Source organism: Bradyrhizobium sp. RP6 (assembly GCF_003837805.1).
In the GTDB taxonomy this organism is placed as follows: Bacteria; Pseudomonadota; Alphaproteobacteria; order Rhizobiales; family Xanthobacteraceae; genus Bradyrhizobium.
In genome coordinates, this window is sequence record NZ_RQIT01000009.1 from 53,874 (window position 1) to 66,474 (window position 12,601).

A 12,601-nucleotide genomic window follows, 5' to 3' on the forward strand; every position below is an offset into this window, starting at 1 on the left:
TAGGGGGCGAGCACGCATGAATGCGTCCAAACGCATGAAGATCGTTATTCCGCTGGTTTCGGCCATGTCGTTGCTGGCGCTTTCGGCGCAAGCTCAGGACGCAAGGCCGTCGAGGGATGCCGCTCCGCCGCCAGGCCGCCAGGGCGTGGGCGCGCCACCCCCGCCCAATCAGAACATGCGCCAAAGTCCTCCGCAGCAGGCGGCCCGGCCCGCTGACCAGCCCCATGGGGGTCCCGGTCGGCACAATGCCGGCGGGCCGCCGCCGGGACGTCACATCGCTCGCGGGCCCGCTCCGGAACGTGACTGGGGCGGACACACCTATCGCGGCAATCGCGCCTGGGAAGGCGGCCGCTGGCGTCATGAGGTCCGCAACGGCCGGTCCGGCTGGTGGTGGGACGTTGGTGGCGTCTGGTATTATTATCCGCAACGGGTGGCTGGCCCGCCTGCCTACATCTCCGAGGACTATATCGATGACGTGCCGGTGGCCTATGCCCCGCCCCCCGTCGCCTACGCGCCGCCACCTCCGCCTCCGCCTCCGGCTGATCCCGGTGCCAGCGCGCTTGGCGGCGCGATCGTCGGCGGCGTGCTGGGCGGCCTGATCTCGGGCAACGCAACGGGGGCCGCCGCGGGCGCGGTTCTCGGCGGTGCGACGGGCGCAATCGCCGGTGCCACCGCTGCATCCCAGCCCGGATACTATTGGGCGCAGGGCACCTGCTACTATCGCTATCCGAACGGCCAATACGTGCAGGCTGATCCCCGCGCGTGCTACTGAGTTTTCCAACCGGATTTGGAGCGCGGAGGCGGGGCCAGGCCCGCCTCTTTTTTTGGGCGCAGGCTCAAATGAGTGCTGGCGCCGGTGGCGGCCCCGCGCAAATTTCAAAAGAAAAATGTCGGATGATTCGGGGGATGTGGGACATGCTGGATGCCATCCAGATCAGCGTGGCGCTCTGGGCCATGATCGTTTGCGGCGGGATCAAACTCTCTCAGGCGCTGCCTTGGCTGTTCTAAAGCGCAATGAGCTCAGGATGAAACAGACGCTTTAGGTTATTGTTTGAGCATGATCTCCGCGCAAACGCGTTCCGCGCGTCGCGAGGGAAAACCGCTGCACAATTGTCCGGATCGTGTCGTAGCACGCAACCGGCGTCCGCAACCTCTATGGGCGAAGCGATAGTCAATCGCCTCGTGCATCAGGACACGAGCCAGCCGAAGAATGCGATCGTGGCCCAGACCAGGCTGCCGATCCAGGCCAGCATGACGACGCCGATGGTGCCGAGATACGCGATGCCGAGCAGATTCGAGCCATGTCGCTGCCTCTGGACGATGACTTCCGTGGCTGCTTTGCGTGTCATGACCCGACCTCACCCAAGAAGCGTCCAGGCAACGTTTAGCGGAGATGCCGGCAACAGGCTGTGACGTAGTTCACAGATCTGTCCATGAGGCCCGAAGACACCACCCCGCAATCATACGGACGAAACGGTCACGCGCTCGTCCAGATGGCCGGCTAGGGTCGGCCCCATGTACACCGGGTATGATCCACAGCGCGAAGCCGAGGCCGCGATGAAGCGGGCCGCGGAGGCCGAAGGCGCCGACCGGCAACGGCTTATCCGGCTGGCCCTGGCGTGGCATCAACTCGCCCGCGATCCGCAGGATGAGCATTCTTCAGCCGGGCGCATCTCTCGGATTGGATAGGCGGCCGACATGAGAAAAACCCCGTGCTCGGGGGACAAGCACGGGGTTCTTCAAAGCCGACCGGGGTTGGCAGGTCGGCACCACTCAAGTCGGTCGTTCAACGCTCTGATCACGTGTTCGTTCCGCGTCGATCCGCGGGCGTTGGACTCCTGCACGGCTCGCGCGCTTGGCGCGCAGGAACATTCGTTCCGCGGCAGCGTTGTGCGGCTATGACCGATCCCGAGTTACGCGCACAGTCCTTCGAGATCGCCTGGCGATATCTCGACCAGTCCGGCCTGCTCACGGGCGAGACCAAGGATTCCGCCCGCTTCATCTTGAACCGGATCGACCGCATGATGTTGCGTGGAGAGCGACGCAGGCTGCTGCTGTCGAATGCCGCCATCGATGCTTATCGGTTGCGGCCTATGTTAGTGAGTGCAGGATCGATCTGATTGAACCAGTCGTTAACGAATCCTCGGCTCCGCAATATGTGATCGCGATTCGTGCTTTGCGAACGAAGGGGAGTCGGATCGTGAACAAACAAAAAGCCCCCGAAGGGGCTCAGTGTTTCAGGCGGCTTCCGTCTTCGGTACGGCGTCGGCATTCACCGACAGTTTGACGATATCGCCTTCGACGGCACCGACATATTTCCTGTCGATGTAGTGATGATGGTCCTTGTGACCTTCCGGGCTGTCCCTGCGCGTCAGCTTGATGCGATTGCCCTCGACGCGATCGACGGTGCCGACATGTGCGCCGTCCTTGCCGATGATCTTCATGTGCTCTCTGATGTCGGTCATGCTGTTCTCCTTTGCATGGTTCAACTGCAAAGAGGCGTGTTCGTTGCAGCGGGCGCGTTGGACCCAGGGCGTTTTCCAGACGTTGACGCCCCATCGGATCTGTCAAGAAGCTCATGGAGACCGTTCGAGCCTATCTGGAGCGAAAGCACGAGGAACTCGGGCTGTTGAATGACTGCCTGAGAAGCCGGCTCGATTTGGCGTGTCCGCGTTCCGTCGACGAGGTGGTCAGGTCCAAATTCCAGATCGCTGCGGCGCTGAGGGCGGAGCACGAATTCCATGAATGGAAGGCGACGGAGACAGCCTGGTCGCATACGGCCGCTCCCGCCAGCGGGCCGTTCGAGTTCAGTTACGACTACCAGCGGGCCGATCTTACGGTGCGCGGTCCTTCGTTCTATGAGTTCGACTGCGGCTGCGGGAACACTGCGATCTATACCGCCTCAGGCATGGCCGCGATCTCCGCCGTGCTGCTCGCCTCCGCGCAAATCGTCGAGAAGGCTGATGTCCTGGTGCTTCCAGGCTCCTATGGAGAGACGCTGGAGCTGATCCGGGGCTTCGTCCCGCATATGCGGCTCGAAGCCTTGAAGCTGCCCCTGGGCGATGCGTTTGCTCCGGCGAACGCGCCGCGGATACTTCTGTTGGATTCCTGCTCCTTCGCCGGCGCTTTCGAGGCGGCGCTGCGCTGTGACGGCTCGGGTCTCGATCTCCTGGTTTTCGACACGACATGCTTCGCCGGCAGGTCAGGCCGTATCAGGCGTGTCATGAGATGGGCCCGGCGATACGGAGTTCCGCTGGTGCTGGTGCGAAGCCACAACAAGCTCGATTCGCTCGGAGCGGAATATGGCCGCCTCGGCTCAGCCGTTTTCGAGCAAGGGAGCGAGCATCAGCAGCGGGCAGGGGGCGTCGAGTGGGCACGCCTTGCGTCCGAAACGCGAAGCGCGGTGCGGCTGCTCGGCGGCGCGGCGTTGCCGGCGCATTTCCCGCCCTTTGCAGGCAGTGCGGCGTACTGGGCCCTCACGAAGAGGCGTGTCGCGGCGATCTTGCGCAACGGCCGCAGCACGGCTCGATATTTCGCCGCGAAGCTCCCGGCGCTCTCGGCCGAGCTTCATTTCACCCACGGTCTGTACGTGACCCTCCGGGGAAAGCGCGTGCTCGACGAGGCGGCAGCGCGGCAGGCGGCCGAAAAGATGAGCAGCGAATTGCGCGGGGAGGGGTTCCCCATTCGCCACGCCGGCAGCTTCGGCTTCGATTTCGCGGCGACCGAATGGTTTCACGATGCGACCACGGACCAGTATAGCGTCCGGGTGGCGGTCCCCGATCTTCCGACGGAGCTTTGGAATGATCTGGCCACCGCAATTGCGCGGTGGTGGCTTGCGCATCAGGCGTGAGGTGGAGGATGAATGGCGAGGCCACGTCAAGAGCCGCGCGAGGCGCGCCTCGCATCAATCGATCGCCAGGCATTGCTCCAGGGCCGGCTTCTCGTGGCTGCGACGCGCCCACTCCTGAACCGCGAAGGCCAGGTGATGCTGACCCACCGTGGCGCCGACGATCGATGCCTGCGCCATCTCGACGGGCTTCTTGATCACGTTGATGCTCACGACGCCTGCGTCAATTGCCAAATACGACATCGCGACGATCGCCACCGCAGATGCGATCGCCATTCTCGTCCACTCCGATTGACGCATCGGGATCCTTTTCGGGTGCAGTTCGCCCGGCCCATAGATAGGGCTGATGTGCTCGGTTCAAAGGCCGGAGCGGAGTTACCCACGCATTCGTGAAGAACTGGACGGCGTCGGCAGGGAGCTGCGGGGTCGGAATTACGCCCGATCCATGCAGCGTTTGGCGTCAGCCAAGAAGCCATCGATCTCGGATTTCACTATCCGTCATTTCCTGAAGCGCCAGCCTAGTCTAGCCAAGTTGCAGTCACCGCTGATGGCGACAGGAAAAGAACGGCCGGCGCGCAGAGGCGCCGGCATGTGGTCAGAAACGACTCATTGGCGCGCGATGACGATGCCGTCGGACGAGCAGAACCAGTACGGCGCCGAGGATGCCGCATGCCCCTGCCATGAACGGGGTCACGTAATAGGCGTATCGATTGAAACCATAGACCAGAAACGCTGGAAACGCTGCATTGATGAAAGCCAGCATGAGCATCAATATGCCAGCTGCGGCCAGATTGCGTGTCAGCCGCGCGTTCCGTTCCGGTCGATCAAAAATCCTGCATGCAAGCAGCAGTGCGGCAAGCAGCAAGGTGCCCGCCGACAACCAGCGAATAGGCCCCGGCAGAAAATCGTATTCGCTGGAGATCGATAATCCGCAACAGAGCGGTGCCCGATCGTAGCGAGGTGCATAGCCGAGGCTGAACAGCTTGTGCAGGAACGCCTGCAGCCCATCGGCCGACGGCAGTAGCCGCGACAATACCGCAGGCGGGTCATAGTGGTCACGAATCAGAGTTCCGCTCTTCAGCCCGGTAGGGCTGTGGAATATCTCAAACACATCGCGTTTGACGAAGTACTCGTAATCGTCGGGCCTAGAGGCCCGACTCGCCGGATAATTGCCGTCGAACAGGAGGAAGAACATTTCGCGCGTGAAATGTTGGCTGACGTGTCTCCACAGGGTCGAGGGCGTGGTCACCGTTTCAACGAAGATGTCCCGCACGATACGTTCAAAATCAGCCTTGCTGTCGCCAGGCCGGCGCATGCGCTCGATCGCATAGAGCGGCCATTGATACTGCTCGATGTCAGCCCAGCCTTGCGGACCGTCAGCGCCGCGCATCGCGGTGACAAACTGCCTCGCCTGCGCCTTGCGCTCCAGATGGACTCCGTGGTCGAAATCGCCGGAATAACCGATCACAAAAGCCATCACGCTTACGACGTCAGTTGCCGGCCGCTTTTCGACAATCGCGTTGATGGCGATGGGAATTGCATACACGGCCAGGCCGAAGCCGGTCGCGACGGCCAACACGGCGAGCCGGCGAACCAGACGCATGTCGAGCGCCAATAATAGCCACAGCAGGATCGCGAATCCCGCGCCCACGGCGGCGGACCGGCAAAGCATCACCGCCCCGATGCTGAGTCCGATTCCGGCTGCGGCGCGAAACGGCGACCAGTTCCGGAACACTATGCCAGCCGCCATGAAAGCAGCCAGACTCATTAGGAAGACCGACGTAGTCTCGGCGCCGATCGTATTGTCGTAGTGGACTGTTCGCGCATAGAGCGTCGCCAGCAGGAAGGCGAGCAGTGAAAATATTCGGGGCGCTCCTGCGAAGCGGACGATCGCTGCGATCAGTAACCCCGTCACAACCGACATTACATGCTGGGCTGCCACGAAGAGGCGGATATCGGGCGCGAAAAGCTTGGACAGCATGAAAAAGAAGAAAGCCAGCCCGTAGGGGCGGCCGTTCATGTCCTCCACGTAATGGCCCGTCAGAATGGCGCGGGTCTCGTCAAGATATGCCGCGCTGTCTTCGTGAATGAAGTTGTCGGGCCATGCCACGAAGAAAGCAAGATGAACCAGGGCCGCCAGAGCAACGGCCGCTAACCAGATGGCGGGCCAAAGGATATGATCTGCAAGCCACGAAATCCGCGAGGTTTTTACGAGTGAGCCGGTCTGCGAGCCCGTTTGCTCCTGGCCATTTCTCATTTCGTCCCGCACACGGTCCAGGAATAGCCGTGCCGATGATGCAGCCTTACGTTCTTGAAGCCCGCATCCCGCAGCAACGCTTCAGCCTCCTCGCGCTTGTAGAATTTTGCCCAGCGGGGATTGATCTGGTCGACGATGACGAGCCGCCGCTCGGCCGGCGGGAAACGCATGAAGACATTTGCCAGATAGTTCGACAACGGCAGTCCGGGCCAGCGGCCGGCGAGTGCCGCATAAGCGAGAACGACGGGATAGAGTAGCCAGGCGAGCGTTTCGTTCACGACGACGGGCAGGTTCCTGGTGACGAAGCGGATCGGCACGAAGATGCTCTGGTAAGTGCGGCTGCCCTCATGGCCGTAAAGCCAGACCAGCATCTTTCCGCCCGGACGAAGCGCTTCGTACGCGGCTTTCACCACAGGCCGCGGCTCCGGAATATGATGAAGCACGCCGATTGACAGGATAAGGTCGAAATCATCCTTGGGAAGTGCTTCTCCCGTCACATTGAGGCTGCGCACGCGGTCAGCGGCTTTTGCCGTGTTGCGCACGAGAACGTCGTAGGCCCGGCTGGGCTCGACGGCAGTCACCGACGCGGCGCCGGCCGCGAGCATCATCAGGACAATCCGCCCGGTGCCCGACCCGATGTCGGCGCATCTGCGGTCTTTGATATCTTCGAGTGTCAGAAACGGCGCGATGATGTCGGCGAACAGTTCAACGCTGCCGTAATAGTCCGGGTTCTCCGTGTGGCGCGTCCATTGCTCTCCGAAGTCGTGGATGGTCTGATCGCGATCGCTGTTTCTTGCCGCCCGATCGTGCTGCATTATACTGGTACGTCCCTTTTCGTCGTCACGTCCCGAAGTCGAGCATCTTCAGATCAGCGGAGGCCGCCGGGGTGGACACCACACTGCGCGACAATGTTCTGGAGATCCCGAAATGCAGAATCGGCCAAATCGCATAGGAATGATCGCGTCGATGCTCGGCATGTTCCCGCCAAAGCAGCCGCGCCTCGTCCGCTACGATGAAGGGGGCGAGGGCGTCGGCTTCGCGTTCAAAAATTCGCTCGGCGGTCGACCGCAGCTCGTGGCGCAGCAGACCGGCCAGTGGCGCATTGAAGCCATGCTTGGCTCCCTCGGTGACTGCGCTGGGAGCTTTCAGCCGGCGGGCGAGGCGCCGCAACAGGGCCTTCTTTTCGCCCTGCCGTGAAAGCAGCAGATCGGCATGGCAGCGCCCTGCGAAGTCCATGATCCGCCGGTCGAGAAACGGGACCCTCAGCTCGAGCGAGTGAGCCATGCTCATGGCGTCAGACTTCAGCAGAAGTCCAGCCGGCAGGTGCCAGCGCTGATCGGCAACCAGACAACGATCGATGAGATCGCCTTCCGCGTTTGCAATCTCCGCCTTGTAGCCGCGGAACGGATCCTCCCCGAGGAGAGGGCGCAACGCGCTGCCGTAAAGTTTGGAAAGCATGAATTGCGGGACGTAGCGGCGCCAGCAGGCGTGCGCTTCGTTCGGACCAGCGGTGAGCCGCAGCCGTCAGGTGAGCCGATCAAGACGGAGGAGAACAAGGACCTTCAAGCCGTTTGATACCGGAAGAAAGTCGAAAGCGAGGAGCCTTGTAAAGCCGATGGCAGGGCGCATCTACCCGACTACTTGCGCGAGCACGGGCTACCGGGCGGCGCGATTGGCAACATATCCTGCTCTTTCCGATAGCCAGCGCGCCTGCGCTAAAAGCCATTCGGAGAGTCTCTTGTGTTTCATCTCGCAGTGTCGAGCGATCGACCACGCCAACACGTTGGCTGCGGCAACGACAACGATGAAGACAATCCAGCCATTGGCTTGAGGGAAGAGGAAGTGGACGCTCGTCATCAGGGTGTGATGGATGAGATAGAGCGTAAAAGAGAAGTCGGCAGCAAGACGCACGTAGCCAGAGCTGCGAACCATCGTGGTCTTTTGGGAGAGTGCGATCAGACCGGCGAACGCCAGAGCAAGCGCCGGATAGGTGGACATCGCGTATTCGTGGCCCGGCACGACGTTGATGCAGTAGACGGTGATGCCTAGCGCGACCGCAGCGGCGGAAAAAAGCGGCGGGATTGTGAAGCGATTGAGCAGCAGGAATGTTCCTGAACCTGCGAGCCAGAGCGAGAACAGGCCGGCACCGACGCCGTCGTTTTGCAGCGATCCTGCCAGATAGTGAACCGGGGTCTGGCCGAAGAAGGCCAGGGGCAGGAGCAGAAGCAACCAAAGGCCGCGCCTCTTGACGATGAAGAAGATCGCCCCAACGAACATGTAGATATGCCATTCGATTCCCAGCGTCCAAAGCGGGCTGGCTGATCCGAAGGCCGACCATTGAAGATGGCTCTGATCATAGACGCCGTGATAACCGGGCAGCATCGCCAAGTTGGCGAGCAATGTCGGAAAGTCGTAGTACCGAACGATTGTAGGCTCAGCCGTCAGCAAAATCGTTAGTCCGTCGACGGCGACAACGAAAGCGAGTGCTGGCACCAGGCCGGAATAGATGCGCGAGAACCGGTCGACGAAATAGCGAGCGAATGTGTAGTCCGGGTCGCTTGATTTGCGCACCAGCGTTGCCGTGATCAGAAACCCTGACATCAGGAAGAACAACAGAACGCCGACATTCTGCATCGACGGCAGGTGAGGAGGTCGTGCGGCGCTTCCGATTTGAAAAAACGAAAGCCCATGACCAACGCAAACCATCTGAGCCGCGGCCGTACGGAGCGCATCTAACGTAACGGACGTGTCATTTGCGTTGTTTAGGGCGAGCATTGCTTTGAGTTCCAAACCATTTCCAAATGTGTCTGGAAGCTATCACCACAACCACTAATCGAACAACTCTCCCGGCAACCAGCCACGACCATTCCGCCCATGTTGGTGGCTGGTTGCCGACCTGGCGGACCTATGCCCCCGGCAATCGCAAGGTGCCGATCACGGACGCGCAGTGGATGCGCAACCTCGCGGGCTATTATGGCGGCGAGCTCGGCTGGAGCGCGGGGCCGCACTTCTTCTTCACCCCGACAATTTCCGCGTGCTGTGGCTGCCGGAAAAGCGCGGCGTGCATGCGGTCTCGTTCAACGCCAATTCATGGGGCGTCGAGTGCGCCACAGCGAGGCCTTCACCCCGGATCTGGCGAATCGCTACGCCGAGGGCCAGGCGTGCCTGCACGTTGGCTCGGCATCAGCCCCGATCCCTATCCTATGTTTTCAACTTGCGCGGGCTGCACTTCCATCGCGACGATCCAAAGACCACCAAGACCTGTCCCGGCCGCCACGCCGCGATCGCATTTCGGCGCGGCTATAGCGGCGGTGATGGCCCGCCATGCGGTCCAGATCGTTGAAAAGGAGATCCAGAGCCGGAACGTTCACGAGGAGATGGCCGCCAGGCTGAAGCGCCCGGGCGAGATTCGTGACCGCCTTGCCGTCGTCCTCGATGTGCTCGATCACGTTCAGGCACACAATCGTTTTCACCTTGCGTTCATTGGCAAGCGCCACAAATTCCGGACGCGTGATGTCTGAAACGCGCAGATCGAGACCGGGAAACCGCTGGCGTCCTTCCTCCACCGAAGCAGGATCGATATCGATACCGATATAGTCGCCGTAGTCGCGCAGCACACTGGCATAGCTACCGTGTCCAACGCCGATTTCGAGCACCGGTGCGGCAAGGTATTCCGAGAACGAGGCGAGAATCCACGAGATATAGTTCTTCGCGTCAGCCATCGCGGACGAATATGTCTCCGCACCCTTAAGGGCAGGTACGGACGCTAGCCGGGCCTCACTCATTCTCGCATCCTGGACGTGTGGTGATTTTCTAACGCATACTATATGGGGCCAAGCCCGTCGAGCCTGGCCGCTGACCTTAGTTCAATCCAATCCTCGCGACAGGGCGGTCCCCGAGAGGAAGTCGGTTGTGCAGACCAAGAGCAACTATCTTGGCGGAACTGGCGAAGATGCGTCTACGCGGGCAGAATTTAGCAACTGGTTTCGCGATCGTCACAATGAAGCCGGCTGTCGCAGTGCTCCGCATAGGGTCTGCGAAAAGCCGCAGCGGGTCGTCACGCGCTCAACGGCGCGACTCCCGAAACTGACGGCATCGTTCGGCTGGATTGGGATCGGTGAGGCGCAGCGCTATACCGAACAAACGAACTGGATCAGGCTCCCCGAGGGCGCGGCTAGGAGATCCTTTCAAGAACAGAGATTGGCCAACCGAAAGACCAGTTTGCCAACCGGACGTAAGTCATTCAAAAAGCGAAAGCTGAAGAAAACCTGGCGATCCCCGGCATGAATGGCAATCTTGTTATTATTCAGTAGGTTAACTGGGGCGGTTCGCCAGCATGTTGGTCGCCCGTTCTCGACCCCTGGCTAACCTGCTGAAAGGGGGCCCATGACCGAAGGCGACCCTATGCGCGCATCGTCCCGCACAGCCCGAAGGGCATACCCGATACCAGCAGTTTCGAGGTGCGATACGCGGATGGGCGGGAGAGCGTCTACTTCCGCCGGGTCGAGCGCGCCGGCCGGCGGTCGATCTCGATGACCTCCAAGACGATCGAGGTAGAGGCGTTGAAGGCAGCCCAGGAGTACGCTCGAACCGAGCGTGCCAAGCTGAAGGGGATCAGCTAGAAGGCTGCCATGCGTAGGAAACCATCCGAACCCGCTGCTTCAGCAGGCGACCTGGTGCTTCAATTCCGGATCGAAAGAATGGCCAGGTGGGTTGGCCGGATCAGCGCTGTGCTGGTTCCTCTGGTCACAATCATCGCGCTCTTCTTCTGGCGCCGGCCGTGACCGTCATCGCCACCGTGTCTGCGTCTCGACATTGCGCCCGAGCGTCGCACTGATCTTGGCGAAGATCCTGAACCACCTCACCCGGAGCCGCGTGTACGGGATCGTGTCTGGCTGCGGCCGAAACAGCCGGCCATCCGTTGCCTTCCAGCGTCGCAGCTGCCACTGCATGTATCGCTTGTGAGCAACCCGATAGTAGTGCCCGAAAACCGGATGCATCGTGGCGACGGCGATCGCGTGAACACGTAAGCATTCCGACAGAGCGATCTGCTCGATGGTCAGCAGCCGCGCGCCATGATCGAGCACGGCATCGATCCACGCGATTGCATCCCGCACCACGGGAAGGTGGAGCTTTGGATCGACCGCCGTCAGCCCGCTGTTGTATTCGATGGCGAGCTTTGGATCGTACCGATAGGGGCCGGCGTTGGGCAGATCGGCCGTGAGCCCGGCGAGCGCTGGGAAGGGGTTGCGACCGTGACGGCGATCGACGGCCACTGCACCGGATCTCAGCGCCGCCAACAGCTTTTCGAAGAACCCTTCTCGGAAGAAGGTGTCGGTGTCTGCCATCACGCAGTAGTTCGAGTTCGCCTCCATCTCCTTCAGGAGGACGCATGGCTTGATCCGGTGATGGTAAAGGCCGCTGCGGGAGAACTCCGGAATGTCGCGGGAGATGTCCACCACGCGAACCGGCAAGTCGCCGTAGCGCGCCGGTTTATCGGTGTAGACGACTACATCCAACTGAAATGGGCAGCCCCAATAAAGCAGGGTTGAGAGACTGTACCTGAGCTCCAATTGGAGCCGCTCCATGTCGCCATACTCAACGTAGATGAACGTGAGCCCCCGGGCCGTCATCGCTGCGGTATCCATGGATTAAGACTGCACCAGTACCCAAGTTTCTGCGCGGAAACAATGCGCCTGCGCATCGAGCCGGCGCGGCTAGTCTAGAGCGTCGGCTCCCGCTTCTCGATCTCCCGGTAGGCTTTGCGGGCCTCCTCCTGCACTCCCGCATCTGCTTGTGCAGGTCAGCGATCGTCTCGGAGCGGGTCTTGGTGCCCATTGTCTTGTCCCGGCGCGTGTCCTGTCGAGCGCCCGGAGGCCCTTGAGCTGCTTTTCGGTATTCCGGAACGCGGGCTACGCGTCCAAGCCGACGGTACCGCGGCGCTTGACCTAGTGTGCACCGAAGCGATTGGCGCCTTCCTTAATCGTCTTGGCGGCATCATCGCTCGCTGCCGGCACCTTCAGGGCCTTGCACATCTGCGCCATGCTCTTCTGCACCTCGTTGTGCGCCTCGCTATAGACTTCGCCGGTCGCTTGCTCGACGTTGGCTCCGACGAAGCGAAGGATCGGACCTGACTGGGCGGCGTCGGCCGGCTAACCGCTTTCTAACCCACTAATCTTACAGATTTCTGGCGATCCCGGCAGGACTCGAACCTGCAACCCGCGGAGTAGAAATCCGCTACTCTATCCAGTTGAGCTACGGGACCGTCTTGAGCGGGCCGGTCTGGGCGGCCGGCCGTTCATCTAACATGCCAATATGAAAAATCTCGTGTTTCGCCAAGCCTGAACCGAACCGTTTTCCTCAATGCGGCGACAAAGCGGAACGGTGAGGTGTCAGGGTGCCGGGTTGGGCGGCAGCGGACTTGACGATGGATCACATCGCCGGGACCGCTGAAGAGCTTCCGGGACACGGCCGCCGGTCGACCGGCTGGGTGTTGC

14 protein-coding genes and 1 tRNA gene are annotated in these 12,601 nt (G+C 61.3%); 5 read left to right on the top strand and 10 right to left on the bottom strand.

Features of this window, described 5'->3' with window-relative positions; genetic code table 11:
• Nucleotides 1–16 precede the first annotated feature (16 nt).
• Nucleotides 17–772 (top strand): hypothetical protein, encoded by a 756-nt coding sequence (locus tag EHH60_RS18450; protein ID WP_124160878.1) that lies wholly within the window; start codon nucleotides 17–19, stop codon nucleotides 770–772.
• 415 nt (nucleotides 773–1,187) lie between these two features.
• On the opposite strand, the gene EHH60_RS37580 is transcribed toward EHH60_RS18450, so the two are convergent.
• Complete coding sequence (locus EHH60_RS37580) at nucleotides 1,188–1,349, bottom strand: hypothetical protein (RefSeq protein WP_199751550.1); 162 nt, start codon at nucleotides 1,347–1,349, stop codon at nucleotides 1,188–1,190.
• Nucleotides 1,350–1,515: 166 nt separating this feature from the next.
• Here EHH60_RS37580 and EHH60_RS37585 point away from each other — a divergent pair, with 166 nt between their 5' ends.
• Both EHH60_RS37585 and EHH60_RS18455 read left to right on the top strand, forming a co-directional pair.
• Nucleotides 1,516–1,689 (top strand): RuvA C-terminal domain-containing protein, encoded by a 174-nt coding sequence (locus tag EHH60_RS37585; RefSeq protein ID WP_199751551.1) that lies wholly within the window; start codon nucleotides 1,516–1,518, stop codon nucleotides 1,687–1,689.
• A gap of 209 nt (nucleotides 1,690–1,898) precedes the next feature.
• Complete coding sequence (locus EHH60_RS18455) at nucleotides 1,899–2,120, top strand: hypothetical protein (RefSeq protein WP_124160879.1); 222 nt, start codon at nucleotides 1,899–1,901, stop codon at nucleotides 2,118–2,120.
• Between the two features lie 117 nt (nucleotides 2,121–2,237).
• On the opposite strand, the gene EHH60_RS18460 is transcribed toward EHH60_RS18455, so the two are convergent.
• The gene (locus EHH60_RS18460; RefSeq protein ID WP_124160880.1) at nucleotides 2,238–2,465 is read right to left on the bottom strand and encodes a DUF2171 domain-containing protein; all 228 of its coding nucleotides are present in this window, start codon (nucleotides 2,463–2,465) and stop codon (nucleotides 2,238–2,240) included.
• A 113-nt stretch (nucleotides 2,466–2,578) separates the two neighbouring features.
• Here EHH60_RS18460 and EHH60_RS18465 point away from each other — a divergent pair, with 113 nt between their 5' ends.
• On the top strand, nucleotides 2,579–3,850 hold the full coding sequence (locus EHH60_RS18465) for a hypothetical protein (RefSeq protein ID WP_124160881.1): 1,272 nt from the start codon (nucleotides 2,579–2,581) through the stop codon (nucleotides 3,848–3,850).
• A 54-nt stretch (nucleotides 3,851–3,904) separates the two neighbouring features.
• Here EHH60_RS18465 and EHH60_RS18470 read toward each other — a convergent pair whose 3' ends face one another.
• The 6 genes from EHH60_RS18470 to EHH60_RS18495 all read right to left on the bottom strand — a co-directional run bounded on the left by EHH60_RS18470 (nucleotide 3,905) and on the right by EHH60_RS18495 (nucleotide 9,826).
• Complete coding sequence (locus EHH60_RS18470) at nucleotides 3,905–4,123, bottom strand: hypothetical protein (protein ID WP_245454519.1); 219 nt, start codon at nucleotides 4,121–4,123, stop codon at nucleotides 3,905–3,907.
• 319 nt (nucleotides 4,124–4,442) lie between these two features.
• Nucleotides 4,443–6,104: a hypothetical protein gene (locus tag EHH60_RS18475; RefSeq protein ID WP_124160883.1), complete on the bottom strand. Its 1,662-nt coding sequence runs from the start codon at nucleotides 6,102–6,104 to the stop codon at nucleotides 4,443–4,445.
• On the bottom strand, nucleotides 6,101–6,919 hold the full coding sequence (locus EHH60_RS18480) for a class I SAM-dependent methyltransferase (protein WP_124160884.1): 819 nt from the start codon (nucleotides 6,917–6,919) through the stop codon (nucleotides 6,101–6,103). The genes EHH60_RS18475 and EHH60_RS18480 overlap by 4 nt, the downstream gene beginning before the upstream one ends.
• Nucleotides 6,920–6,944: 25 nt before the next feature.
• On the bottom strand, nucleotides 6,945–7,562 hold the full coding sequence (locus tag EHH60_RS18485) for an asparagine synthase-related protein (protein WP_124160885.1): 618 nt from the start codon (nucleotides 7,560–7,562) through the stop codon (nucleotides 6,945–6,947).
• A 198-nt stretch (nucleotides 7,563–7,760) separates the two neighbouring features.
• On the bottom strand, nucleotides 7,761–8,894 hold the full coding sequence (locus EHH60_RS18490; RefSeq protein ID WP_124160886.1) for an acyltransferase family protein: 1,134 nt from the start codon (nucleotides 8,892–8,894) through the stop codon (nucleotides 7,761–7,763).
• A gap of 419 nt (nucleotides 8,895–9,313) precedes the next feature.
• Nucleotides 9,314–9,826, bottom strand: coding sequence for a class I SAM-dependent methyltransferase (locus EHH60_RS18495; protein ID WP_158626746.1), 513 nt, complete (start codon nucleotides 9,824–9,826; stop codon nucleotides 9,314–9,316).
• Between the two features lie 738 nt (nucleotides 9,827–10,564).
• Here EHH60_RS18495 and EHH60_RS37150 point away from each other — a divergent pair.
• Nucleotides 10,565–10,726 (top strand): hypothetical protein, encoded by a 162-nt coding sequence (locus tag EHH60_RS37150; protein ID WP_158626747.1) that lies wholly within the window; start codon nucleotides 10,565–10,567, stop codon nucleotides 10,724–10,726.
• A gap of 165 nt (nucleotides 10,727–10,891) precedes the next feature.
• Here the strand turns inward: EHH60_RS37150 and EHH60_RS18500 are convergent, their stop codons facing one another.
• Both EHH60_RS18500 and EHH60_RS18505 read right to left on the bottom strand, forming a co-directional pair.
• Nucleotides 10,892–11,752 carry a hypothetical protein gene (locus EHH60_RS18500; RefSeq protein ID WP_124160888.1) on the bottom strand — a complete coding sequence of 287 codons (861 nt, stop codon included), beginning with the start codon at nucleotides 11,750–11,752 and terminating at the stop codon, nucleotides 10,892–10,894.
• Nucleotides 11,753–12,292: 540 nt separating this feature from the next.
• Nucleotides 12,293–12,369: transfer RNA gene (locus tag EHH60_RS18505), tRNA-Arg, on the bottom strand.
• Nucleotides 12,370–12,601 lie beyond the last annotated feature (232 nt).

Excerpts from the sequence above, each read along its gene's own strand:
- EHH60_RS18475 (WP_124160883.1), bottom strand. The coding sequence starts at position 6,104 with ATGAGAAATGGCCAGGAGCAAACGGGCTCGCAGACCGGCTCACTCGTA.
- EHH60_RS18450 (WP_124160878.1), top strand. The coding sequence starts at position 17 with ATGAATGCGTCCAAACGCATGAAGATCGTTATTCCGCTGGTTTCGGCC.
- EHH60_RS18495 (WP_158626746.1), bottom strand. The coding sequence starts at position 9,826 with ATGGCTGACGCGAAGAACTATATCTCGTGGATTCTCGCCTCGTTCTCG.
- EHH60_RS18455 (WP_124160879.1), top strand. The coding sequence starts at position 1,899 with ATGACCGATCCCGAGTTACGCGCACAGTCCTTCGAGATCGCCTGGCGA.
- EHH60_RS18500 (WP_124160888.1), bottom strand. The coding sequence starts at position 11,752 with ATGGATACCGCAGCGATGACGGCCCGGGGGCTCACGTTCATCTACGTT.
- EHH60_RS18485 (WP_124160885.1), bottom strand. The coding sequence starts at position 7,562 with ATGCTTTCCAAACTTTACGGCAGCGCGTTGCGCCCTCTCCTCGGGGAG.
- EHH60_RS18460 (WP_124160880.1), bottom strand. The coding sequence starts at position 2,465 with ATGACCGACATCAGAGAGCACATGAAGATCATCGGCAAGGACGGCGCA.
- EHH60_RS37580 (WP_199751550.1), bottom strand. The coding sequence starts at position 1,349 with ATGACACGCAAAGCAGCCACGGAAGTCATCGTCCAGAGGCAGCGACAT.
- EHH60_RS18465 (WP_124160881.1), top strand. The coding sequence starts at position 2,579 with ATGGAGACCGTTCGAGCCTATCTGGAGCGAAAGCACGAGGAACTCGGG.
- EHH60_RS18480 (WP_124160884.1), bottom strand. The coding sequence starts at position 6,919 with ATGCAGCACGATCGGGCGGCAAGAAACAGCGATCGCGATCAGACCATC.
- EHH60_RS37585 (WP_199751551.1), top strand. The coding sequence starts at position 1,516 with ATGTACACCGGGTATGATCCACAGCGCGAAGCCGAGGCCGCGATGAAG.
- EHH60_RS18470 (WP_245454519.1), bottom strand. The coding sequence starts at position 4,123 with ATGGCGATCGCATCTGCGGTGGCGATCGTCGCGATGTCGTATTTGGCA.